A 23634-nucleotide genomic window follows, 5' to 3' on the forward strand; every position below is an offset into this window, starting at 1 on the left:
ATGGCAGATCTGATCAAGCTCACCGCCGCCGAGACCGCGGCGAAGATCGCCGCCGGCGAGGTCACGGCCGTCGAGGTCACCGAGGCGCACCTGGCCCGCATCGAGGCCGTCGACGAGAAGGTGCACGCCTTCTTGCACGTGGACCGCGAGGGCGCGCTCGCCCAGGCCCGTGCCGTGGACGCCAAGCGCGAGCGCGGCGAGAAGCTGGGCCCGCTGGCCGGCGTCCCGCTCGCCCTGAAGGACATCTTCACCACGGAGGGCGTCCCCACCACCGCCGGATCGAAGATCCTGGAGGGCTGGATCCCGCCGTACGACGCGACGGTGACCCGGCGGCTCAAGGCCGCCGACGTCGTCATCCTCGGCAAGACCAACATGGACGAGTTCGCCATGGGGTCCTCCACCGAGAACAGCGCCTACGGCCCGACCGGCAACCCCTGGGACCTCACCCGCATCCCCGGCGGCTCCGGCGGCGGCTCCTCCGCCGCGCTCGCCGCCTACGAGGCCCCGCTGGCCATCGGCACGGACACCGGCGGCTCCATCCGCCAGCCCGCCGCCGTCACCGGCACGGTCGGCGTCAAGCCCACCTACGGCGCGGTCTCCCGCTACGGCATGGTGGCGTTCTCCTCGTCCCTCGACCAGGGCGGGCCCTGTGCCCGTACGGTCCTGGACGCGGCCCTGCTGCACGAGGCCATCGCCGGCCACGACGAGCTGGACTCGACCTCCATCGACGCGCCGGTCCCGGCGGTCGTCGAGGCGGCCCGCAACGGCGACGTCAAGGGGATGCGCGTCGGCGTCGTCAAGGAGTTCTCCGGCGAGGGCTACCAGGCCGGCGTCATGCAGCGCTTCAACGAGTCCGTGGAGCTGCTGCGCGAGCTGGGCGCGGAGATCGTGGAGATCTCCTGCCCCTCCTTCGACAAGGCGCTCGCCGCGTACTACCTGATCGCGCCCTCCGAGTGCTCCTCGAACCTGGCCCGCTTCGACGCCATGCGCTACGGCCTGCGGGTCGGCGACGACGGCACCCGGTCGGCCGAGGACGTCACGGCCCTGACCCGTGAGGCCGGCTTCGGCCCCGAGGTCAAGCGCCGCGTGATGCTCGGCACGTACGCGCTCAGCTCCGGCTACTACGACGCGTACTACGGCTCGGCGCAGAAGGTGCGCACCCTGATCACCCGGGACTTCGAGAAGGCCTTCGAGCAGGTCGACGTACTGATCTCGCCGACCACGCCCACCACGGCCTTCCCGATCGGCGAGCGCGCCGACGACCCGATGGCGATGTACCTCGCCGACCTGTGCACCATCCCGACGAACCTGGCAGGCAACGCGGCCATGTCGCTGCCCTGTGGTCTGGCCCCCGAGGACGGGCTGCCGGTGGGGCTGCAGATCATCGCTCCTGCCATGGCCGACGACCGGCTCTACAAGGTCGGTGCCGCGGTCGAGGCCGCGTTCACCGCCCGTTGGGGGCACCTGCTGCTTGAGGAGGCACCGTCCCTGTGAGTGGAAAGCTCGCGAAGGCCAAGGGCTTCAAGAAGTCCAAGGCCGGTACGTATCTGTCCATCGGCACCACGCTGTTCGGTGCGGTGAGCGTCGTCAAGCAGGCGAAGAAGGCCAAGGGCGAGCAGGACAAGCTCCAGCTCCTCGACGCCGTCGTCTCCGCCGCCGCCATCGCCACCGGAGTCGCGCTGCTGGTCCGTGATCTGCGTCGTCTCGGTGACGACGACGTGCTCGCGGGCTGAGCGGGAGAGGTTAGTTTTCCGTGACCGTCACTGAACTGGTGTCGTACGAGGACGCGCTGGCCACCTACGACCCCGTGATGGGTCTTGAGGTGCACGTCGAACTCGGCACCAAGACCAAGATGTTCTGCGGGTGCTCGACCGCCCTGGGCGCCGACGCCAACACGCAGACCTGTCCCACCTGCCTGGGGATGCCCGGCTCGCTCCCGGTCGTCAACGCGGTCGGCGTCGAGTCCGCCGTCAAGATCGGCCTGGCCCTGAACTGCTCCATCGCCGAATGGTGCCGTTTCGCCCGGAAGAACTACTTCTATCCGGACATGCCGAAGAACTTCCAGACGTCGCAGTACGACGAGCCCATCGCCTTCGACGGGTACCTGGACGTCCAGTTGGAGGACGGCGAGATCTTCCGCGTGGAGATCGAGCGCGCCCACATGGAGGAGGACACCGGCAAGTCGACGCACGTCGGCGGCGCCACCGGCCGTATCCACGGCGCGTCCCACTCCCTGCTGGACTACAACCGCGCCGGCATCCCGCTCATCGAGATCGTCACCAAGCCCATCCAGGGCGCGGGCGAGCGGGCCCCCGAGGTCGCCAAGGCGTACGTCGCCGAGCTGCGCGAGCTGATCAAGGCGCTGGGCGTCTCCGAGGCCCGCATGGAGATGGGCCAGATGCGCTGCGACGTCAACCTGTCGCTGCGCCCGAAGGGCACCGAGAAGTTCGGCACCCGCTCGGAGACGAAGAACGTCAACTCGCTGCGGTCGGTCGAACGGGCCGCCCGCTTCGAGGTCCAGCGGCACGCGGCGGTGCTGTCCTCGGGCGGCACGATCATCCAGGAGACCCGCCACTTCCACGAGGAGGACGGCTCCACCACCCCCGGCCGGGTCAAGGAGGAGGCGGAGGACTACCGCTACTTCCCCGAGCCCGACCTGGTCCCGGTGGCCCCGTCCCGCGAGTGGGTCGAGGAGCTGCGCAAGGGCCTGCCCGAGCTGCCGCGCGTACGCCGTAACCGGCTGCGCGAGCAGTGGGGCGTCTCCGAGCACGACATGCAGTCGATCCTCAACGCCGGCGCCGTGGACCTGATCGTTGCCACCACCGAGGCCGGCGCGGACTCCGCCGCCGCCCGCAAGTGGTGGATGGGCGAGCTGGCCCGCCGCGCCAACGAGGACGGTGTCGACCTCGCCGCCCTGCCCATCACCCCGGAGCAGGTCGCACGGGTCGCGGCGCTGGTCGCCGAGGGGTCCCTCAACGACAAGCTGGCCCGCCAGACCATCGAGGGCGTCCTCGCGGGCGAGGGCGACCCGGACACCGTCGTGGAGAAGCGCGGCCTGAAGGTCGTCTCGGACGAGGGCGCGCTGGGCAAGGCCGTCGACGAGGCCATCGAGTCGAACGCCGCCATCGCCGACAAGATCCGCGGCGGCAAGGTCGCGGCGGCCGGCGCCCTGGTGGGTGCGGTCATGAAGGCCACCCGCGGCCAGGCGGACGCGGCCCGGGTCCGTGAACTGATCTTGGAGAAGCTGGGCGTCGAGGGCTGACACCCGGTTCCGGTACGCGAGGGGCGGCACACCACCGGTGTGCCGCCCTTTCCGTACCGCCGACGTACTGCCGATGAACCGTTACGGCAGGTTGTGCACGTGCGGCCCGACCGCGTTCGACCAGGCGTTGCCGGTCGACGCGTCCCAGTTGGTGGACCAGGTCATGGCGCCGCGCAGGGACGGGTAGGTCCTGGCGGGCTTGAAGGAGCCGCAGTTGGTGCCCTGGGTGAGGCAGTCCAGCGCGCTGTTGACGACGCCGGGCGACACGTAACCGCCACCGGCGGCGCGGGTGGAGGCCGGGACACCAATGCCCACCTGCGACGGGTCGAGGCCGCCTTCGAGCTGGATGCAGGCCAGTGCGGTGAGGAAGTCCACCGTGCCCTGGGAGTAGACCTTGCCGTCGCAGCCGAGCATCGAACCGCTGTTGTAGTACTGCATGTTGACGACGGTGAGAATGTCCTTGATGTTCAGCGCCGTCTTGAAGTAGCCGCCCTGGGTGGACTGCATGTCGATGGTCTGCGGGGCCATGGTGATGACCAGCTTGCTGCCCGCCTTCTGGGACAGCGAGCGCAGGGCCTGCGACATGTAGGTCGGATTGATGCCGTTTTCGAGGTCGATGTCGACGCCGTTGAACCCGTACTCCTGCATCAGCGCGTGGGCACTGTTGGCGAAGTTGTTCGCCGAGGCGGAGTCGTTGACGGAGATGGTCCCCTTCTCGCCGCCGACGGACAGGATGACGTTCTTGCCGGCCGCCTGCTTGGCCTTGATGTCGGCCTTGAACCGGTCGACGGTGTAGCCGCCCAGGCCCGCCGAGTCGAGGTTGAAGGTGATCGCGCCGGGCGTGGTCGTGGCGTCGGCGAAGGAGACCGCGATGATGTCGTACTGATCGGAGACATCGCTGATCTTCTGTACGGTCGCGCCGTTGTTGAAGTTCTGCCAGTAGCCGGTGACCGCGTGCTTCGGTACGGAGGGGCCGGGGCCGCCGCCACCCGGGGACGTGGTGGCAGTGACCTCGGCGGACTTGGCCGACTCGCCTGCCGCGTTGGCCGCGGCGACCTGGAAGCGGTACGCGGTGGACGGGCTCAGGCCGGTCACGGTGGCCGACGTGCCGGTGACCGACTGGACCTTGGTGCCGTCACGGTAGACGTGGTAGCCGGTGGCGTACGTGGCCGGGCTCCAGGACAGCGCCACCGAGGACGAGGTGACCGCGCCGGCGGTCAGCCCGGTGGGCGTGCCGGGAACCGGATCGCCCGGGTCACCGTTGCCGCCGCCGTCCGGCCCGAAGACGCTGAGGTCGTCGGCGAAGTAGGCGGACTGCCCGTACCAGCCGTGGGTGTAGACGGTGACGGAGGTGGTGGAGGGGCCGGTGGTGAAGGTGGTCTTCAACTGCTGCCAGGTGGTGGCGCCGGGGGTCCAGGTGGACACGTCGGTGGTGCCGGTACCGCTCGCGCCGAGGTGGACGTACGAGCCCTGGACGTACGCGCTCAGCGTGTACGTGGAGCCGGGCTTGACGGCCACGGTCTGCGAGCACTTGGCCTGGTCGGTGCCGGAGGGCGTGGCCTTCAGGGCCGAGGTGCCGCCGTGCACGGGGGAGGCCACGGTGGTGCCGGCGGCCGACGAGCAGGTCCAGCCGGAGAGCCCGGCCTCGAAGCCGGGGTTCTTGGCGTTGTTGACGTCGGCGGCGGGCTGCGCGGCGGCGTGGGGGGCCGCCGAGGCGCCGGTCTGGGCGCCGGTCACGGCCAGGGCGGCGGCCAGCCCGGTGAGGGCGGTGGTGAGCCACCGTCTGTGGCGGGAGCGGGGGGAGCGGGACATGAGGGGGTGCGGCATGGCTGTCTCCAAGTCATGAGCCCGGAAGGGCCGCCCGCCGGTCCCGTGGGCGGGCGGGCGTTGCGCACAAAATGGTCCAGACCAATGCGGTTGTCAAGAGTTCGTGAAGTCTTCCGCCGGAGTCGGCACCGTCGCCCGGGCGGGAGAACCGTTCTCCCGGAGGATGCGCGCTGCCCGCGTGCCCTCCTGAGGGAGGGGAGGTCCCGAGCGGCGTACATCCTTATCCCTAGGGGGCAGGTGGTCACCGTGGACGATGATCCAGGGCCCGGCGGGGCCGATGGTGGAGGGGTGCAGCAACAACAAACACCGTTACGGCTACCGCGGTTGAAGGGCGGACGAACATGGGGGAATTGAAGCGCCGGAGCGTGCTCGCGGGAGCGGCGGCGCTGGGAGGTGCGGCCGTGGGGCCGGCGCTACCGGGCCTGGCGGCCGCCGCGAGCGCGCCGGCCACGGCCGCCCCGGCGGACGTGACCGCCGCCGGCCGCCCGCCCGGCACCGGCCTGATCACCCTCGGCCCCCGCGACCCGCGCTACGCCTCCCTGACCCGGCGCGGCTGCAACGGCCGCTTCGTGGGCAAGCCCGACCACGTACACGTCGTGAGCACCACCGAGCAGGTCGTCGCCGCGGTCCGGCAGGCCGTACGGGACGGCAAGCGCATCGCCGTACGCAGCGGCGGCCACTGCTTCGAGAACTTCGTCGACGACCCGTCCGTCACCGCCCTGATCGACACCTCGCCCATGCGCGCGGTCTCCTACGACGCCACCCGGCGGGCGTTCGCCGTCCAGCCCGGTGCCCTGCTCGGCGAGGTCTACCGCGCGCTGTTCCTAGGCTGGGGCGTGACCATCCCGGCGGGGGCGACCGCCGAGGTCGGCGTCGGCGGACACGTCCTCGGCGGCGGGTACGGCACCCTCTCACGGCGGTACGGACTGTCCGTGGACCACCTGTACGCCGTCGAGGTCGTCGTGGTGGACCGTACCGGCACGGCCCGCAGCGTGGTGGCCACCCGCGACCCCGAGGACCCGCACCACGACCTGTGGTGGGCGCACACCGGCGGCGGAGGTGGCAACTTCGGCATCGTCACCCGCTACTGGTTCCGCGACCCGCACGCCCGGGGCGACGACCCCGCCCAGCTCCTGCCCAAGGCCCCGGCGACGATGCTCGCCTTCGCCGCCACCTGGAACTGGAAAGACCTCGACGAGCGCGCCTTCACGCGCCTGGTGCGCAACCACGGCACCTGGTACGAGCACAACAGCGGTCCGGACTCCCCGTACCACGACCTGTTCAGCGTCTTCATGCTCAACGCCCGCAACACCGGCAGCATCGCCCTGGTGGGACAGCTCGACGCCACCACACCCGACGCCGAACGGCGGATGCGCGCCTACGTGGACGCCGTAGGGCGCGGCGTGGGCGCCCGGCCCGCGCTCGACCATTCCGTCCGGCCGTGGCTGGAGGCGGTGGCCCTCGTCCAGGAGAGCGAGCCGGCCGCGTTCAAGGTGAAGGCCGGCTACCTCCGGAAGCGGTACACGGACCGGCAGATCACCGCGCTCCACCGGCACCTGGCGGGCCCGGCGGGCAGCAGGGACGCGGTGCCCGAGGGCGTCAACGGCTCACTGTGGCTGGTCTCGTACGGCGGACAGGTCAACAGCGTCGCACCGGACGCGACGGCGGTCGCCCAGCGGGACTCGATTCTCAAGGCGGTCTACATGACCGGCTGGGAGGGGGAGGAGGCGGCCGGGACGAAGCCCTTGGCGTGGCTGCGGGACTTCTACCGCGACGTGTACGCGGACACCGGCGGCGTACCCGTCCCGAACGCCGTCAGCGACGGCTCGTTCATCAACTACCCGGACCGGGACCTCGCCGACCCGAAGCTGAACACTTCCGGCGTCCCCTGGCACACGCTCTACTACAAGGACCACTACCCGCGCCTCCAGCGGATCAAGGCGCGCTGGGACCCTCGCGACGAATTCCACCACGCCTTGTCGATCCGCCCGCCTCGGTGACGCGCTCCGGCCCCGCCCGCATGCCGCGGAGGAGGTCGCGGGCGGGGCCGGTTCGGGTGTGCAGGATCAGTGCGTGCCAACCTCCGTCCATCACCCGGAGGCTGTGCGTTGACCCGCTCCGGCCGCTCGCCCTGTCCGGGGTGAGGGCGACCGGAGCGGGGCCTGAGGGGACGCCGGCAGCGGCGGGACGCCGTTCGCCCCTCGTTCGGTTCCAGGCGGCGCACGAGCGCTACGTCCTCGTGTGTCCGGGCGAACGTCGAGTGCCCGGTACGGCCCGTGTGCGCCGTCATCGCCAGGTCGGCGGCCACCAGATCGGCGGGCGCCGCCAGTGTCCATCCGCATCCGCCGCTCAGGCAGCGCGCCGTGAGGGTGATCTCGCTCTGCGGAGGGGTGCCGATGGCGTGCTGCACGGGACGGATCACGCTGCGGGTACGTACGGGCGCACCACCGGGGCGTTGACCGGCAGCCCCGTCCCACGCGGCTCGTGCGCATGGTTGCGCATCTCCAGGGAACAGTCCACGGCCGCCGACCGGTTCGTGCACCTGTCCGTCGTGCCCTTTCCCGTCCGGTACGCCTGCCGCCAGGCCGCAGCGTGCTCGCACACCTCGCACACCTCGCAGCCCTCGACCGGCGCGGGTTCGAGTGACGGGTCCCGCATCGGGAGATCCCCTGCTGCGGGACATGCTCAGCCGATACGACACGACGCACACCCGGGAACGCGCCCTGTACCTGTCGTGGCCGGCCGTCGCTCTGGCCGACGCGAACGAACCCGAAGAGGCGGCCGCGACAGCGGAACGGGTCATCGCGCTGAGCGAGGCCGTGACCGGCGACCGCACGGCCGAACGGGTTCGGTCGTGCTGGGGCGGCTGGAGGGCTACCGGGACGTTCCGGAAGTCCGGGCGGTACTCGTCGGCGCCGCGTGAATGCCGTGCGGGCGGAGCACGGGCCGTCCGCCGCCTGAGCCGGCAACCGGAACCGGAACCATCTGTTCTCGAAACCGTCACCCCGACACCTGTCGCCCGCCACCGCGCTCCACTACCGTCCCGCTCGCAGCAGCCGATGGGCTGTAGGGGAACCATGGCCCGACCGTGGGCAGACGACTGGGAGGTCGAGCGTGGCATCCGAGGTATCTCGCAGACGGGTCATGGGACTTGGCGCGGCAGCGGCGGGTGCGGCCGCCGCCGCGTCCCTGCTGCCGCCGTCCCTTCAGCAGGCGCTGGCCGCCGGGCCGGCCGCCGCCGAGCGTGGGCACGGGCACGGCAGGGGTGACCTCGGAGACATCAGGCATGTCGTCGTGCTGATGCAGGAAAATCGTTCCTTCGACCACTACTTCGGGATGCTGCGCGGCGTACGCGGCTACGGCGACCGCAACGCCGTGCGGCTGCCCGGCGGTGACCGGAGCGTCTTCGAGCAGCCGGGTGCGCTTGGCGTCGGCACCGTCCTGCCCTTCTCCGTCCGCGAGGCCGCGGCGGCCCAGAAGAAGGACCTCCAGTACATCGGGGCGCTCAACCACGAGTGGGCCGGCGGCGCCAAGGCCTGGCACGACGGCTGGATGGACCGCTGGGTCACCGCGAAGACGGCTGCCACCATGGCCCACTACGACCGCCAGGACGTACCCCTGCACTACGAACTCGCCGACACCTTCACCGTCTGCGACGCCTACCACTCCTCGATCCACTCCTCCACCAGCCCCAACCGCAACCACCTGGTCAGCGGCTGGACCGGCTTCGAGCCGGGCTCCGGCAAGCGCGCGGTGGGCAACGACGCGTACGCGGAGGACACCCACACCGGCTACACCTGGCCCACGTACGCCGAGCGCCTGGAGCGGGCCGGGCGCAGTTGGCGCGTCTACCAGGAGTGGGACAACTTCACCGACAACAACCTGGAGTTCTACGCCACCTTCAAGGCGGTCATGAAGAAGGCGCTGGCCAAGGTGGACGGCGTACGGAACATGACCGCCTTCTACGGCAAGGTCGCGGCGGCCGGTGAGGCCGAGCGCAAGCGGTTGCAGGGGCTGCTGGACGCGGGGGTACGGGAGCTGGGCGCGGCCGACCGCAGCCTCTTCGAGCGCGCGCTGCGCCGCGGCGAACCGGACTCCACGGCCACCGCCTTCGCCGCCGACGTCGCCGCGGGGAAGCTGCCCGAGGTGTGCTACATCGTCCCCTCCGCCGCGGACTCCGAGCACCCCGGCTCCTCCTCGCCGGTCGCCAGCGCCACCATCGTCTACAAGGTGCTCGACGCCCTCGGGAAGAACCCGGACGTGTGGCGGCACACCGCGCTGTTCCTGACCTACGACGAGAACGACGGATTTTTCGACCATGTGCCGCCACCGGTGCCGCCGCCCGGCACGGAGGGCGAGTTCTGGGACGGCAGGCCGACCGGGCTCGGAATGCGCGTGCCGATGCTGGTGATCTCACCGTGGTCGGTGGGCGGCCACGCCTGCTCGCAGGTCTTCGACCACACCTCGATCGTCCGCTTCCTGGAGCGCTGGACGGGCGTGCGGGAGCCCAACATCAGCGCCTGGCGGCGCACCGTCTGCGGCGATCTGACCACCGCCTTCGACTTCTCGCGCGGGCGCGCGCGGCCCGCCGTCGAGCGGCCCGGTGCGATCCCGCCGTTCAGCGGGCGCTGGTCGCCACATCCGCCGCGCGAGCAGCGGTTGCCGCGCCAGGAGCCGGGCACCCGGCCCGCCCGTCCGCTGCCGTACCAGCCCGACGCGGACGGCGCCTACGACGCGCGGGCGGGGCGCTTCCGGCTCGCGGTGCGCAACGACGGCCGGGCGAGCGCGCACTTCGCGCTGTACCCGTACGCGGGGGAGTACGGCACGCCGCAGCACCGCGACGTGCTGGGCCGGGCCGACTGGGAGGTGCCCGTCAAGGACGGCGCGTACCGATTCACCCTCACGGGCCCCAACGGGTTCCGGCGCGAACACGCGGGCACGGCCGCCGGCGCGGCCGCCGCGCTCCGGATCGGCACCCGCCTGGACGCGCACCGGCGTGAGCTGCACCTCACACTTGTCAACAAGGGGCCCGCCGCCCTCACCTGCACGCTCAAGCCGCTGGCGTACGGCGACGCCGCGCCCCGCGAGATCACGGTGCGGGCCGGCAGCACCCGTACCGTCGCGCACTCCGCGGCGGCGGCACACGGCTGGTACGACCTGGACCTGTCCGTCGCGCAGGACACGTCCTTCCACCGTCGCTTCATGGGCCACATCGAGAACGGAAAGGAATCGATCACCGGCTGACCGGAGACGGGCGGAACCGGCTGCCGTCCGGTCGCCGCCCGCGTTCCGCTTCCGGGTCCCTTTGTGGGGAAGTCCACAAAGGCGTCAAAGGATCTTTTCCTGCTGTCACTCTGCAAGTGGTACGGGCCCGCCGCCCCTTCGTCGGCAGGCGGCGGTCCCGTGCTTCCCCCTCCATTACGCGTTCGGCACCACGGGTACATCCCGGGAGACATCGGCGCCTGACCCGGGAAGCAGACGAAGAGCTTGATGACCGCACTGACCCGGTGGTGCCTGCGGCGCCGCATCGTCGTGATCGTGCTCTGGCTCGCCGCCTTCGCGGGAGCCGCCGCCGCGGCCGGAGCCGCCGGCTCCGCCTACTCCGACCACTACGACGTCCCCGGTACGGAATCGGGGCAGGCCGGAGCCCTGCTGGAGCGGGCCTTCCCGGACCGGTCCGGGGACCGCGACACGATCGTGTGGCACACGGACTCCGGCACCGTACACGCGGGCGCCGTGCGGAAGGACCTCCAACAGGCTCTCGACACGATCGCCGCGCTGCCCGGCGTCGCGTCCGTACAGAGCCCGTACGGGCCGCAGGGCGCCGGACAGATCAGCCAGGACGGGCACACCGCCTACGCCGGCCTCGCCTTCGACGTCGCCACCGAGGACCTGGACAAGGCCCGGGTCCAACGCGTCGTGGACACCGCCAGGGCCGCCGCGGGTGAGGGGCTCCAGGTGGAGCTGGGCGGCGCCGGCATCGCGGTCACCGAGTCCGCGGGGACCCACCTCGCCGAACTGATCGGACTCGGCGCCGCCGCCGTCGTCCTCTTCCTCGCCTTCGGATCCCTCGCCGCCACCCTCCTGCCGCTCGTCACGGCGGTGGTGAGCGTGGGCACCGCCGCCGCGGGCATCACCCTGCTCGGCCACGTGATGACGGTGGCCGACTTCGCCCCGATGCTGGGGATGCTCATCGGCCTCGGCGTCGGCATCGACTACGCGCTTTTCATCGTGACCCGGCACCGCAGAGGGCTGAGATCCGGCCTCACCGTCCAGGAGGCCGCCGAACGCGCGGTCAGCGTGTCGGGACGCGCGGTGGTCTTCGCCGGGGCCACCGTCTGCATCGCCCTGCTCGGCATGCTCGTCCTGCGGCTGGACTTCCTCAACGGCGTCGCCATCGCCGCCTCGCTCACCGTCGTCCTGACCGTCGCCGCCTCCGTCACCCTGCTCCCGGCCCTGCTCGGCGTCATCGGGCGGCGGGCCCTGAGCCGGCGCGAACGGCGGCTGCTGGCCGTCGAAGGACCCTGCCCGGAGCCGCCCGCCGGCTTCGCGGCGTGGTGGTCCGGATTCGTGGAGCGGCACCCCAAGCTGCTGGGGGCGGCCGCCGCCGTCGTCATGCTGATCCTCGCGCTGCCCACGCTCGCCCTGCACCTGGGCACCTCCGACCAGGGCAACAACCCCGCGACGAGCTCCACCCGGCAGGCGTACGACCTGCTCGGCGAGGGCTTCGGAGCGGGCTCCAACGGGCCGCTGACCCTGGTAGGCGATCTCGACGGGGCCAAGGACCGGCTCGCCTTCGACCGGCTGCCGGACGAGCTGCGGAGCACTCCGGGCGTGGCGCGGGTCCAGGGGCCGGAGTTCGACGGCAGCGGCAGCACCGGTGTGATCACAGTCGTACCGGACGGCTCCCCGCAGTCCCGGCAGACCTCCGACCTGGTGCAACGGCTGCGTGAGGTGGTGCTGCCGCAGGCCGGCGAGGGCACCGGCATGAAGGTCCACGTGGGCGGGGTGACCGCGAGCTACGACGACTTCGCCTCCGTCATCGTCGGCAAGCTGCCGCTCTTCGTCGGCGTCGTCATCGGCCTGGGCTGCGTCCTGCTGCTCCTCGCCTTCCGCAGCATCGGCATACCGCTGAAGGCCGCCGCGATGAACATCGCGGCCGTCGCCTCCTCCTTCGGGATCGTGGTCGCGATCTTCCAGTGGGGGTGGGGGAGTGAGCTGCTCGGGCTCGGCAGCGCGGGGCCTATCGAGCCCTTCCTCCCCGTGATCATGGTGTCGGTTCTCTTCGGGCTGTCCATGGACTACCAGGTCTTCCTGGTCAGCCGGATGTACGAGGAATGGCGGCTGACCCGGGACAACCGCCGCGCGGTCCGCGTCGGACTCGCCGAGACCGGCCGGGTGATCAATTCGGCGGCCGTCATCATGATCGCGGTGTTCGCGGCGTTCGTGCTCAGCGGCGACCGCATCATCGCGATGTTCGGCATCGGCCTGGCCGCCGCCGTCGCGCTGGACGCCTTCGTGCTGCGCACCCTGCTCGTACCCGCCCTGATGCACCTGCTCGGCGGCGCGAACTGGTGGCTGCCGGGGTGGCTGGAGCGGCGGCTGCCGCGCATCGGCATCGAGCCGCCGGCGGAGCGGGAGCCGGTCCCGGCGGCACGGGGCGCGGGCGGCGCGCCGGCGGTTCCGGTTGCGGTTCCGCTTGCTGTTCCGGAGCCGCGGCGGGGTGACGAGGGACTGGTACGGAAGTAGCGCGCGGGCGCTTCCGCGGCGGGGCAGGGCGAGGTGCGGGCCCGGCGTCCCGCGCGGCTCCTGCGCCCGCCGCGGTGGCCGGTTTCCCACCCGTCCCGGTGATTCTCATACGTCTCTCAGACGCGGCACCTACGGTCGCGCCCATGGACACCACCAAGACCGATGAGCGCACCGACGACACGAAGCCCGACGAGGCCAAGGCGGCCACCGGGACGACGGAGGCCGACGGGGCGTCCGAGGCCGCCGAGACGGAAGGGAAGACGCCGTCCGGCGCCGCGCCCGACGCGGACGCCCCGCGTGGCGCGGACACCGACGAGCAGGACGAGGCGGACGAGGAGGAGACCGCGGACGCCGACGCGACGCCCGCCGCCACGGCCGCGACCGGCTCGGTGGCGTCCGGCGCCGGCGCCGTCGTCGCCGCGGGTCTCGGCCTCGCCTCGCTCACCGGCACCTGGGTCGGCACGGTGCTCGCCGAGCGCCAGACGCTGCTCGGCCAGATCAAGCTGCAGACCGGCAAGGCCACCGACCAGATCGGCACCGTCTACGGCGCCCCCTGGCACACCCACGCCCTCGTCAACGCGATCTTCGCGCTGCTCGCCGTCGTCGTCGCGGGCCTGGTCCTCACCCGGCCCCGCCCGACCTGGGTACGGGCCGTGGCCTGGGGCGGACTCGCCCTCGGCATCCTGGGGATCATCGTCTCCGCCGGCATGTACTTCGACCTCTTCGCGAGCCTGCCCACGCTGCCCAAGGCCGGCGCCGGAACCCCCGGCTCCTGAGGCCCCTGAGAGGCAGTCGGCCGCGGATCCCGCGAACCGGCCCCGGATCCGGGCAGTACCTGAGGCCGTACGCGGCCGCCCGAGGGCCTGCCGGTCCGGGGCCCGCCCCGGCCCGAGGTCCCCGCTGGGCGTCTCCGGCGGCGAGGCGGGTGCGCCGTCCCATCGGCTGCACCTGTTCGCCCCGGCGGAGCAAGGGGTGGGGGGCGGCGCAGGCGGGGGAGGCCTCAGCCGGAAGCCGGAAGCCGGAAGCCGGAAGCCGGGCCGAGGGCCCGCTCCCGGCCGTCCGCCGTCAGGTGTGCCGTGGCGCCTGCTCCGGGAGGCGGATGGTGACCTTGCCCGAGGTCAGGTCTATCGGCCCCTTGCCCGGATCGCTGTCACCCGGGTCGGTGACCACCAGGGTCAGCCGGCGCTGTTCCTCATCGGTGTGCTTGCGCCCCGGGGCGAACAGCTCTTCCGCCAGATTGAACATCCTGCCCCCTGTCGTCGCGGACGCCTCACGGCGAGTGTAGGCACCATCGAGGCGGAACGGGCGGCCCCGGCCATATCCGTTCCGTCCCGCCCCGTCCCATCCCGCCCCGTCAGCTCACCGACAGGCGCAGGATCCGGTCGTCGCCCTTCTTCGGCTCACCGCGCCCGTCGGTGTTGCTGGTGACCAGCCACAGCCCGCCGTCGTCGGCCGCCACGACCGAGCGCAGCCGCCCGTACTCGCCCTGGAGGAACGCCTGCGGCGGCGCCGACGCCTGCCGTCCGTCGAGCGGGATCCGCCACAGCCGCTCGCCGCGCAGCCCCGCCATCCAGATCGAACCCTTGGCGTACGCGATGCCGCTCGGCGAGGCGTCCGCCGTCTTCCACTGTGCCACCGGGTCCACGAACCGGGCGTCGCCCCGGCCCTTGCCCTCGACCTCGGGCCAGCCGTAGTTCTTGCCCGGCTCGACCAGGTTCAGCTCGTCCCAGGTGTTCTGCCCGAACTCCGCGGCCCACAGCCGCCCCTCGGCGTCCCAGGCCAGGCCCTGCACGTTGCGGTGCCCGTACGTGTACACCACCGAGCCGGCGTCGGGGTTGCCGTGCGCCGGCTCGCCCTCCGGCGTCATGCGCAGGATCTTGCCGCCCAGCGACGTGCGGTCCTGGGCGAGCCCGGTGTCGCCGGTCTCGCCGGTGCCCGCGTAGAGCATCTTGTCCGGGCCGAACGCGATCCGGCCGCCGTTGTGGATCTGCCCCTTCGGGATGCCTTTCAGCACCGTGTCGGGGGCGCCCAGTTGGCGGCCCGGCTGCTTCGCGGCGTCGTGGGTCATCCGGGCGATACGGTTGTCGGACTCGGTGGTGAAGTACGCGTACACCTGGTGGTCCCGGCCGAACGACGGCGCCACCGCGATCCCCAGCAGCCCGCCCTCGCCGCCCGGCGCGACCCCCGGCACCGTCCCCAGCTCGGTCTTCGCGCCGCCGTCCGCCGCCACCCGGAAGATCTTCCCGGTGTCGCGCGAGGACACCAGCAGGTCACCTCCCGGCAGCGCGGCCACTCCCCAGGGTGAGGTGAGATCGGTGGTCAGGGTGCTGACGACCTTCGCCGACCCCGTGGCGGGCGGCACCGAGGCGGAGGCGGAGGCCGGTGCGCCGCCCGGGGACGAAGCGGCGGACGACGCGGCGGGGGAGCCGTTCGGGTCCGGGGACCGCCCGGAGGAGCACCCCACCACCAGCAGCAGCGAGGCAGCGGCCAACACGGAGGTCACGGAGCGTCGTTGCACGGCGAAGTCCTCTCGTCGACGGAACCCGCCTTACGACACCACACCGCACCCCGCAAGTCAGGCCCCCACTCCGGCGCCGCGCGTCCCGGCCCGTCGCGACCGTCCCGCCGGGCGCACGCGATGCTCAGCGCGTTCTCCGGGAGGCGAGGCCCCTTCCGTCCTCTCCCGCCCTCGCCTCGCGGAGAACGAACTCAGTCCCACGACCCCCGCGCAGGCGGCAGCGCGGTGATCTCCGCCAGGTCCCGGCGGTCCAGGGTCAGCCGGGCCGCCGCCGCGTTCTCGGCCGCCCAGCGTTGCTTCTTCGTCCCCGGTACGGGCACGACGTGCGGCCCCTGCGCCAGTACCCACGCCAGCGCCACCTGCCCCGGCGTGGCCCCGTACCGCGCGGCCACCCGGCGCAGCCCGGCCACCACCGGCTGGTTGGCCGCCATCATCTCGGCCGTGAAGCGCGGATGCCGGGCCCGTATGTCCTCCGGCTCGAAGCCCTGGCCGGGGGTCAGCGTGCCGGTGAGGAAGCCGTTGCCCAGCGGCATGGCGGCGAGGAACCCCACGCCGCGCGTGACGCACCACGGCAACAGCGCGTCCAGCGCCTCCTTCGACCACACCGACAGCTCGGCCTGCACGCTGCTCACCGGGAACACCTGCTGGATGCGTTCCAGTTGCCGCAGCGTCCCGTCGTACAGCCGGGCGCCCCGGCGGCGGCCGGCGCGCGCGCCCACCGCGCACAGCCCCAGCGACCGCACCTTCCCGGCCGCCACCAGCTCCGCCATGGCGCCCCAGGTCTCCTCGATCGGCACCTCGGGGTCGGTCCGGTGCAACTGGTACAGGTCGATGCGGTCGGTCTGCAGGCGGCGCAGTGAGGCGTCGCACGCCCGCTTCACGTAGCCGGGCCGCCCGTTGGCGACGATGTGCTGCTCGCCCACCAGCAGGCCGACCTTGGTCGACACGAAGGCCTCCGCGCGGCGCTCCTTCAGTGCCCGCCCGACCAGCAGTTCGTTGGTGAACGGCCCGTACATGTCGGCGGTGTCGAGCAGGGTGCAGCCGTGGTCGAGCGCGGTGTGCACGGTGCGCAGGGAGTTCTCGCCGTTGCGCTGTGACTCGGTGTACCCCCAGCTCATCGGCATGCAGCCGAGTCCGATTGCACCCACTTCGAGCGCTGTAGCCCCGATTGTCCTGCGCTCCACGTGGTCGTGCCTCCATCCCCTCGCCCCCGATCAAGGGCCTGACCAAACTAACGTCTGAGCACGGAGGGCATCGCATAGCCTCGGGCCATGGCATCTGCAGACCCGCGCACCGCCGCGAACGACGTATGGCTCCCGATCCCTCCCGACGGGGTCGGCGGACTGCCGGACGACTTCGACTACGTCCATTGGGACGCCGGGCCCGAGTTCCCCGCCGACCCCGCACGCTGCGTCTTCTACGTGGTCCCGTACATGAAGAGTCCGCAGGCGTGCATACGCCCCCTGACGGAGATGACGGCGCTGCGCGCCGTGCAGACCTTGACCGCCGGGGTCGAGCACATGCTGCCCGCGCTGTCCCGGCTGCCCCCCGGGACCCAGTTGTGCAACGCGCGCGGCCTGCACGACGCCAGTACGGCCGAGCTGGCGCTCACCCTGACGCTCGCCTCGCTGCGCGGCATACCGGACTTCGTCCGCAGCCAGGAAGCGGAACGCTGGCTCGCCGGATTCCAGCCGGCCCTCGCCGACAAGACGGTGCTCATTGTGGGGTACGGCTCGATCGGCAGTGCGATCGAGGACCGGCTCACACCCTTCGAGTGTGCGCGGGTGACGCGCATTGCGCGCACCGCACGTGAGACCGTGCGCGGGCCCGTGCTTCCGCTCACCGAACTGCCCGCCGTGCTGCCCGAGGCGGACGTCGTGATCATCGCCACGCCGCTCACCGACGCCACCCGCGGCCTGGTCGGGAGTGACTTCCTGGCCCGCATGAAGGACGGGGCGCTGCTGGTGAACGTCGCGCGCGGCGCCGTCGTCAACACCGAGGCGCTTCTCGCGGAACTGGAATCCGGACGGCTGCGGGCGGCCCTGGACGTCACCGATCCGGAACCGCTGCCCGCGGGGCACCCCCTGTGGCACGCTCCCGGCGTGCTCATCACTCCGCACGTCGGAGGCCCCAGCTCTGCCTTCCTGCCCCGCGCGAAGCGCCTCATGAGGGATCAGCTCGCGCGTTTCGCCTCCGGTGATCCCTTGCGCAACGTCGTGGCTACGGCCGGGTGAAACCTTCCCGGACCCCTTGCGAGTAGCTCTACGGGGCCGTACGACTGCACTGGGTATCCGCATCCCACTGACAGTCACGCTGCGTAGAGAAGCTATGTCCCTGTGTGACGAACCTGGTGTATCGTCCGAGCGGGGGCCGTGCCGAGCAGTGATCGGCGCAGCGCGAAAGACCGGAACCGAGGGGGGCGACGGGCGATGTACGGCCGATGGACGATGCGCGAGACAGGCTTTCCGCGATCACCCGGGGGGACACCTCCGGGCCCTTGGGCGCGCCGGACGCCGGGCGCGCACCGACCACGACGATGCCGCGCTGTGGGCGGGAGGAGAGAGCGGTGAGCGCCACGGGCGCGGTCCTTGCCCGGCCGCCGGTGCAGGCCGGCGGCGCCCCGGGTGTGGTGCCGCAGGTCGTGCTCGCGGTCGTCTGCGGCGGCTACGCGGTGGGCGCCGCACTGGGCTGGGGCTCTCCCGAACTGGCGCTCTTCATGGGCGACTTCGGTCTCAGTGTGGCCGCCTTCGCCGCGGCCGTCTCCTGCTTCCTGTACGCCCGCAGGCACCACGGCCGGTTTCGACCCGCCTGGCTGCTGTTCGCCGCCTCCTCCACGATGGCGGGGATCGGCAACGGCGTCTGGGGCTGGTACGAGGTCGTCCTGCGCGAACCGGTGCCGAGCCCGTCGCTCGCCGACTTCTGCTTCCTGCTCTTCGCGCCACCGGCCATCGTCGGCCTGCTCGTGCTCGCCAAGAGGCCCGTGACCAAGGCCGGCTGGGTGTGCCTGGGGCTGGACGCCTGGCTGATCGGCGGCTCGCTGCTGACGCTCTCCTGGAGCCTGGCGCTCGCGCACACCGCGCACTTCCAGGGCCAGAGCGTGCCGCAGGGCGCGCTCGCGCTGGCGTATCCGCTGCTGGACATCGTGCTGGTGAGCATGGTGCTGGCACTGCACTTCAAGCGCTCCTCGGCGCACCGCTCGGCCGTCAACACCGCCATCGCGGCGCTGGCCCTGACGGTGCTGTGCGACGCGCTGTTCAGCTCGCCGCTGCTGCGCGAGCACTACCGCTCCGGGCAGATCCTGGACGCCGGCTGGTTCGCCGGTTCGATGCTGCTCACGTACGCGCCCTGGGTCGCCCGGCGGCTGTCCGGCGGTGACACCGGGGCCGCCGCTCCCGAGCGGGCCGCCCCGCCCACCCCGCCGGCCACGGGCACCTCCGCGGCCACTGCCGCGGCCACCCGGCCCATCGCCGGTTCGCTCGCCGCGCTCACGCCGTACCTGGCCGCGGCCGTCTGCACCCTGGGCATCCTGTACAACGTCCTGGACGGCCGCCGCATCGACCGGGTGGTGCTCTTCACCGGCTGCACGGTCGTCCTCGCCCTGGTCGTGCGGCAGGGCATCATGCTGCTCGACAACATCACCCTCACCCAGGAACTGGCCCAGAAGGAGAACCACTTCCGGTCACTGGTGCAGGGCTCCAGCGACGTCATCATGATCGCCGCGCCGACCGGGATACTGCGCTACGTCAGCCCCGCCGCCGCGGGGGTCTACGGCCGGGACGCGGAGGAACTGGTCGGCTCCGAGCTGGCCTCCCTCATCCACCCCGAGGACCTGGGGCGCGTGGTGCACGAGGTGCGCAGATTCCTCGCCGCCCGGCCCGAGGACGAGCCGACCACCCGCATCGAGTGCCGCTTCCGCGCGGGCGAGCACCGCGCGGGCGGCGAGAAGTGGCTCAACGTCGAGTCCACGGTCAACCGCCACCACGGCGGTCTCATCTTCAACTCCCGCGACGTCACCGAACGCGTCCGCCTCCAGGCCCAGCTCCAGCACAACGCCTCGCACGACGCGCTCACCGACCTGCCCAACCGGGCCCTGTTCACCGAACGGGTCAGCCAGGCGCTGACCGGCCGCCGCGCCACCGACCCGGGCACCGCCGTGCTCTACATCGACCTGGACGGCTTCAAGCAGGTGAACGACACCATCGGCCACCAGGCGGGTGACGAACTGCTGATCCAGGCCGCCCGCAGACTGGCCGAATCCGTACGGGCCGGGGACACCGCCGCGCGACTGGGCGGCGACGAGTTCGCCGCGCTGATCATGGGCGACGGCTCCCGCGACCACGCGGCCCGCGAGCACCGCATCCTGGAGGTCGCCGACCGGCTGCGCATCCGGCTCTCCGACCCGTACAAGATCGACGGCCGGGATGTACGGGTCGCCGCCAGCATCGGCGTCGCCTTCGCCGAGCCGGGCATCACCCCCGGCCCCCTGATGCGCAACGCCGACCTGGCGATGTACCGCGCCAAGCAGGCCGGCAAGGGCTGCGTCAAGCTGTACGCACCGCAGATGCAGGCCGACGTGGTGCGCCGCGCCGAGCTGGCCACCAAGCTGCGCACCGCCCTGCACGACGGTGAGTTCGCCCTGCTGCACCAGCCCGTGGTGGAGCTGGCCGGTGGCCGGATCACGGCGGTCGCCGCCCTGGCCCGCTGGCGCTCGGCCCAGGGCATACTCTTCACTCCCGCGGAGTTCCTGCGGGTCGGCGACCGCGGCCGGCTCAAGGAGGACGGCGACCGCACCGCCGAGCTGGGCCGCTGGCAGTTGGAGGAGGCGGTGCAGCAGGCCGCCGGCCGGCACCGGGCGGGCCATCCGGTCCCGGTGGCCGTCCGGATCTCCGCGCACCGGCTGCTCGACCGGGCGCTGCCGCCCAAGAGCATCGAGGCCCTGCTGTCCCGGCACGGCCTGCCGTCCGGTTCGCTGGTCCTGGAGCTGTCGGACACCGATCCGCGGATACCTCTGGAGGAGCTGGAGCGACGCCTGGTCGCCCTGCGCCGTCTGGGGGTACGCATCGCCCTGGACGGCTTCGGCAGCGGCGCGGCCGCCATCGGCGCGCTGCGGCGGCTGCCCGTCGACGTCCTGCGGCTCGACCGCGACCTGGTCGACGGCGTGGTGGACTCCGCCCGGCTGCACAAGATCACATCGGGGCTGCTGCGGATCGCCTCCGACCTCGGCATGCAGTCCGTCGCCGACGGCGTCGACCTGCCCGAGCAGATCGTCGCGCTGCGCTCGATGGGCTGCACCCACGGCCAGGGCATGGCCTTCTCCGGGCCACTGGACGAGCACCGGCTGCGCCACGCGCTGACGCAGGGCGGCTATCCGGTGCCGGGCCCGGGGAGCGAGGGCCGGGCGGTGGCGCTCGCGGGTACGGGCCTGCCCGTACGCCACGTCAAGAAGGGCCGCGAACCGATGTCACCCGGACGGGTGCTGGGCGAACTGCCCAGGCGCTTCGCACCGGGTGACGGCCTGGACGGTGCGGAGGCCGCGATGGCGCGCCCTCCGCTGCGCCCAAATAGTGAGACCTCTGTCCCACCCACTTGACACTCCCCAGGCGGCAGGGGGAGGGTCAGTTCCATGCGCACCCGAATTCTCGTACTTGGACAGCGCGTCGGCTGAAGCTGGGTCACCACAGGAAACCCAGCGCTCCGCACCGGCGCGCTCCCCTCGCTTGCCTCACGGCACGGGGGGTTTTTTGTTGCACAACCACCCCCAAACCCCACCAAAAACCCTCAGCTTCGAGAAGAGACGCAGATGACCGAGCAGGCCACCGGGGCCCACCATCCGCAGCCGCGGGCCCGTCACTCCGGCGGAGCGCCCGCGACCGCCGTGGAGCACGTCACGGGCGCGCAGTCCCTCATCCGTTCGCTCGAAGAGGTCGGGGCCGACACCGTGTTCGGCATTCCGGGGGGCGCCATCCTCCCCGCGTACGACCCGATGATGGACTCCTCGAAGGTCCGCCACGTCCTGGTCCGCCACGAGCAGGGTGCGGGCCACGCCGCCACCGGCTACGCGCAGGCCACCGGCCGGGTCGGCGTCTGCATGGCCACCTCGGGACCCGGTGCCACCAACCTCGTCACCCCGATCGCCGACGCCCACATGGACTCCGTCCCGATGGTCGCGATCACCGGCCAGGTCGCCTCCAAGGCGATCGGCACCGACGCCTTCCAGGAGGCGGACATCTGCGGCATCACGATGCCGATCACCAAGCACAACTTCCTGGTCACCGACGCGGCCGAGATCCCCCGCACCATCGCCGAGGCGTTCCACATCGCCTCCACCGGCCGCCCCGGACCGGTCCTGGTGGACATCGCCAAGGACGCCCTCCAGGCCCAGACCGTCTTCTCCTGGCCGCCGCACACCGACCTGCCCGGCTACCGCCCGGTGACCAAGCCGCACGCCAAGCAGATCCGCGAGGCCGCGCGGCTGATCACCGAGGCCCGGCGCCCGGTCCTGTACGTCGGCGGCGGCGTCATGAAGTCCGGCGCCACCGCCGAACTGAAGGTGCTGGCCGAACTGACCGGCGCGCCCGTCACCACCACCCTGATGGCCCTGGGCTCCTTCCCCGACACCCACCCGCAGCACGTGGGCATGCCGGGGATGCACGGCGCGGTGGCCGCCGTCACGGCCCTGCAGAAGTCCGACCTGATCGTTGCGCTCGGCGCCCGCTTCGACGACCGCGTCACCGGCAAGCTGGACTCCTTCGCCCCGTTCGCCAAGGTCGTGCACGCCGACATCGACCCGGCCGAGATCGGCAAGAACCGCACGGCCGACGTGCCGATCGTCGGTGATGCCCGCGAGGTCATCGCCGACCTGGTCGTGGCCCTCCAGGCCGAGCACGCGGCGGGCCGCGCCGGCGACTACACCGCCTGGTGGAAGGACCTCAACCGCTGGCGCGAGACCTACCCGCTGGGCTACGACCACCCCGACGACGGCAGCCTGGCCCCGCAGCAGGTCATCCAGCGCCTGGGCGAGCTGGCCCCGGAGGGCACGATCTACGCGGCGGGCGTCGGCCAGCACCAGATGTGGGCCGCGCACTTCATCGACTACGACACGCCGTCCACCTGGCTCAACTCCGGCGGTGCCGGGACGATGGGCTACGCCGTCCCGGCCGCCATGGGCGCCAAGGCCGGGCAGCCCGACCGTACGGTCTGGGCGATCGACGGCGACGGCTGCTTCCAGATGACCAACCAGGAACTGGTCACCTGCGCGCTGAACAACATCCCGATCAAGGTCGCGGTCATCAACAACGGCGCCCTCGGCATGGTCCGCCAGTGGCAGGCCCTGTTCTACAACCAGCGCTATTCGAACACCGTCCTGCACAGCGGCCCCGAGGACTGCCTCGCCACGGCGGAGGTGGCCGGCGGCGGCACCCGCGTCCCGGACTTCGTGAAGCTGGCGGAGGCGATGGGCTGCGTGGCGATGCGCTGCGAGGACCCGGCCGAGCTGGACGCGGTGATCGCCAAGGCGAACGCGGTCAACGACCGGCCGGTCGTGGTGGACTTCATCGTCCACGAGGACGCCCAGGTCTGGCCGATGGTCGCGGCCGGCACCTCCAACGACGAGGTCATGGCGGCCCGCGGTGTCCGTCCCGACTTCGGCGACACCGCAGACGACTGAGACGCCGGGACGCGCGAGACTCGCGGATAGAAGAGAGAAGACCGACCATGTCCAAGCACACGCTCTCCGTCCTGGTGGAGAACACCCCCGGCATCCTGGCCCGGATCGCCGCCCTGTTCTCCCGCCGCGGATTCAACATCGACTCGCTCGCCGTGGGCGTCACCGAGCACCCCGACATCTCCCGTATCACCATCGTCGTGAGCGTCGAGTCGCTCCCGCTGGAGCAGGTCACCAAGCAGCTCAACAAGCTCGTCAACGTCCTGAAGATCGTCGAGCTGGAGCCCGGCTCCGCGGTCCAGCGGGAACTGGTGCTGGCCAAGGTGCGCGCCGACAACGAGACCCGCTCGCAGATCGTGGAGATCGTCCAGCTCTTCCGCGCCAAGACGGTCGACGTCTCCCCGGACGCGGTGACCATCGAGGCGACCGGCAGCAGCGACAAGCTCGAAGCGATGCTCAAGATGCTGGAGCCGTTCGGCATCAAGGAGTTGGTGCAGTCCGGCACCATCGCCATAGGGCGCGGTGCCCGCTCCATCACGGACCGTTCGCTGCGGGCGCTGGACCGCTCCGCCTGAGCCGTCCGCCTCCGCCCGGACCGTATCGCGAGACCCCCGA

Annotated in this window: 16 protein-coding genes; 11 read left to right on the forward strand and 5 right to left on the reverse strand. The window is 71.9% G+C overall.

Annotation, left to right across the window (positions count from 1 at the left end):
- From gatA to gatB, 3 genes are read left to right on the forward strand one after another with little or no spacing between them, the layout of a single operon-like run.
- Window positions 1–1494 carry an Asp-tRNA(Asn)/Glu-tRNA(Gln) amidotransferase subunit GatA gene (gene gatA, locus ACH4EB_RS26500; RefSeq protein ID WP_398350252.1) on the forward strand — a complete coding sequence of 498 codons (1494 nt, stop codon included), beginning with the start codon at window positions 1–3 and terminating at the stop codon, window positions 1492–1494.
- Entirely contained in the window at window positions 1491–1733 is a 243-nt protein-coding gene (locus ACH4EB_RS26505) for a hypothetical protein (RefSeq protein WP_398350253.1), read from the forward strand. The genes gatA and ACH4EB_RS26505 overlap by 4 nt, the downstream gene beginning before the upstream one ends.
- Before the next feature lie 20 nt (window positions 1734–1753).
- Window positions 1754–3262, forward strand: a complete 1509-nt coding sequence (gene gatB, locus ACH4EB_RS26510) for an Asp-tRNA(Asn)/Glu-tRNA(Gln) amidotransferase subunit GatB (RefSeq protein WP_398350254.1) — start codon at window positions 1754–1756, stop codon at window positions 3260–3262.
- A gap of 81 nt (window positions 3263–3343) precedes the next feature.
- Here the strand turns inward: gatB and ACH4EB_RS26515 are convergent, their stop codons facing one another.
- Window positions 3344–5089, reverse strand: coding sequence for a chitinase (locus ACH4EB_RS26515; RefSeq protein WP_398350256.1), 1746 nt, complete (start codon window positions 5087–5089; stop codon window positions 3344–3346).
- Between the two features lie 341 nt (window positions 5090–5430).
- On the opposite strand from ACH4EB_RS26515, the gene ACH4EB_RS26520 reads away from it, so the two are divergent.
- The gene (locus tag ACH4EB_RS26520) at window positions 5431–7089 is read left to right on the forward strand and encodes an FAD-dependent oxidoreductase (protein ID WP_398350257.1); all 1659 of its coding nucleotides are present in this window, start codon (window positions 5431–5433) and stop codon (window positions 7087–7089) included.
- A 418-nt stretch (window positions 7090–7507) separates the two neighbouring features.
- Here ACH4EB_RS26520 and ACH4EB_RS26525 read toward each other — a convergent pair whose 3' ends face one another.
- Window positions 7508–7747 carry a hypothetical protein gene (locus ACH4EB_RS26525; RefSeq protein WP_398350258.1) on the reverse strand — a complete coding sequence of 80 codons (240 nt, stop codon included), beginning with the start codon at window positions 7745–7747 and terminating at the stop codon, window positions 7508–7510.
- 456 nt (window positions 7748–8203) lie between these two features.
- Between ACH4EB_RS26525 and ACH4EB_RS26530 the strand changes: the two genes are divergently transcribed.
- The 3 genes from ACH4EB_RS26530 to ACH4EB_RS26540 all read left to right on the forward strand — a co-directional run bounded on the left by ACH4EB_RS26530 (window position 8204) and on the right by ACH4EB_RS26540 (window position 13614).
- Window positions 8204–10333 (forward strand): phosphocholine-specific phospholipase C, encoded by a 2130-nt coding sequence (locus tag ACH4EB_RS26530; RefSeq protein ID WP_398350259.1) that lies wholly within the window; start codon window positions 8204–8206, stop codon window positions 10331–10333.
- Between the two features lie 246 nt (window positions 10334–10579).
- Window positions 10580–12838, forward strand: coding sequence for an MMPL family transporter (locus tag ACH4EB_RS26535; protein WP_398350261.1), 2259 nt, complete (start codon window positions 10580–10582; stop codon window positions 12836–12838).
- Between the two features lie 143 nt (window positions 12839–12981).
- Window positions 12982–13614, forward strand: coding sequence for a hypothetical protein (locus ACH4EB_RS26540; protein WP_398350262.1), 633 nt, complete (start codon window positions 12982–12984; stop codon window positions 13612–13614).
- A gap of 289 nt (window positions 13615–13903) precedes the next feature.
- Here ACH4EB_RS26540 and ACH4EB_RS26545 read toward each other — a convergent pair whose 3' ends face one another.
- The 3 genes from ACH4EB_RS26545 to ACH4EB_RS26555 form a co-directional block, all read right to left on the reverse strand.
- On the reverse strand, window positions 13904–14083 hold the full coding sequence (locus ACH4EB_RS26545) for a DUF6191 domain-containing protein (protein ID WP_398350264.1): 180 nt from the start codon (window positions 14081–14083) through the stop codon (window positions 13904–13906).
- 109 nt (window positions 14084–14192) lie between these two features.
- A complete protein-coding gene (locus tag ACH4EB_RS26550; RefSeq protein WP_398350266.1) occupies window positions 14193–15356 on the reverse strand; it encodes a PQQ-dependent sugar dehydrogenase in 1164 nt (387 codons plus the stop codon).
- A 191-nt stretch (window positions 15357–15547) separates the two neighbouring features.
- Window positions 15548–16540, reverse strand: coding sequence for an aldo/keto reductase (locus tag ACH4EB_RS26555; RefSeq protein WP_398350268.1), 993 nt, complete (start codon window positions 16538–16540; stop codon window positions 15548–15550).
- Between the two features lie 87 nt (window positions 16541–16627).
- Here ACH4EB_RS26555 and ACH4EB_RS26560 point away from each other — a divergent pair, with 87 nt between their 5' ends.
- From ACH4EB_RS26560 to ilvN, 4 genes are all read left to right on the forward strand, one after another.
- The gene (locus ACH4EB_RS26560) at window positions 16628–17590 is read left to right on the forward strand and encodes a 2-hydroxyacid dehydrogenase (protein WP_398350270.1); all 963 of its coding nucleotides are present in this window, start codon (window positions 16628–16630) and stop codon (window positions 17588–17590) included.
- A gap of 332 nt (window positions 17591–17922) precedes the next feature.
- The gene (locus ACH4EB_RS26565) at window positions 17923–20946 is read left to right on the forward strand and encodes a putative bifunctional diguanylate cyclase/phosphodiesterase (RefSeq protein WP_398350271.1); all 3024 of its coding nucleotides are present in this window, start codon (window positions 17923–17925) and stop codon (window positions 20944–20946) included.
- A 210-nt stretch (window positions 20947–21156) separates the two neighbouring features.
- On the forward strand, window positions 21157–23022 hold the full coding sequence (locus tag ACH4EB_RS26570) for an acetolactate synthase large subunit (protein WP_398350272.1): 1866 nt from the start codon (window positions 21157–21159) through the stop codon (window positions 23020–23022).
- Between the two features lie 47 nt (window positions 23023–23069).
- Complete coding sequence (gene ilvN / locus ACH4EB_RS26575) at window positions 23070–23594, forward strand: acetolactate synthase small subunit (protein ID WP_003986033.1); 525 nt, start codon at window positions 23070–23072, stop codon at window positions 23592–23594.
- Window positions 23595–23634 lie beyond the last annotated feature (40 nt).

Origin of the sequence: Streptomyces sp. NPDC018045, assembly GCF_044327445.1 — a bacterium.
Taxonomy (GTDB): Bacteria; Actinomycetota; Actinomycetes; order Streptomycetales; family Streptomycetaceae; genus Streptomyces.

Coding starts and splice junctions, on each gene's coding strand:
- gatA (WP_398350252.1), top strand. CDS start 1: ATGGCAGATCTGATCAAGCTCACCGCCGCCGAGACCGCGGCGAAGATC.
- ACH4EB_RS26515 (WP_398350256.1), bottom strand. CDS start 5,089: ATGCCGCACCCCCTCATGTCCCGCTCCCCCCGCTCCCGCCACAGACGG.
- ACH4EB_RS26520 (WP_398350257.1), top strand. CDS start 5,431: ATGGGGGAATTGAAGCGCCGGAGCGTGCTCGCGGGAGCGGCGGCGCTG.
- ACH4EB_RS26525 (WP_398350258.1), bottom strand. CDS start 7,747: ATGCGGGACCCGTCACTCGAACCCGCGCCGGTCGAGGGCTGCGAGGTG.
- ACH4EB_RS26535 (WP_398350261.1), top strand. CDS start 10,580: ATGACCGCACTGACCCGGTGGTGCCTGCGGCGCCGCATCGTCGTGATC.
- ACH4EB_RS26540 (WP_398350262.1), top strand. CDS start 12,982: ATGGACACCACCAAGACCGATGAGCGCACCGACGACACGAAGCCCGAC.
- ACH4EB_RS26545 (WP_398350264.1), bottom strand. CDS start 14,083: ATGTTCAATCTGGCGGAAGAGCTGTTCGCCCCGGGGCGCAAGCACACC.
- ACH4EB_RS26560 (WP_398350270.1), top strand. CDS start 16,628: ATGGCATCTGCAGACCCGCGCACCGCCGCGAACGACGTATGGCTCCCG.
- ACH4EB_RS26570 (WP_398350272.1), top strand. CDS start 21,157: ATGACCGAGCAGGCCACCGGGGCCCACCATCCGCAGCCGCGGGCCCGT.
- ilvN (WP_003986033.1), top strand. CDS start 23,070: ATGTCCAAGCACACGCTCTCCGTCCTGGTGGAGAACACCCCCGGCATC.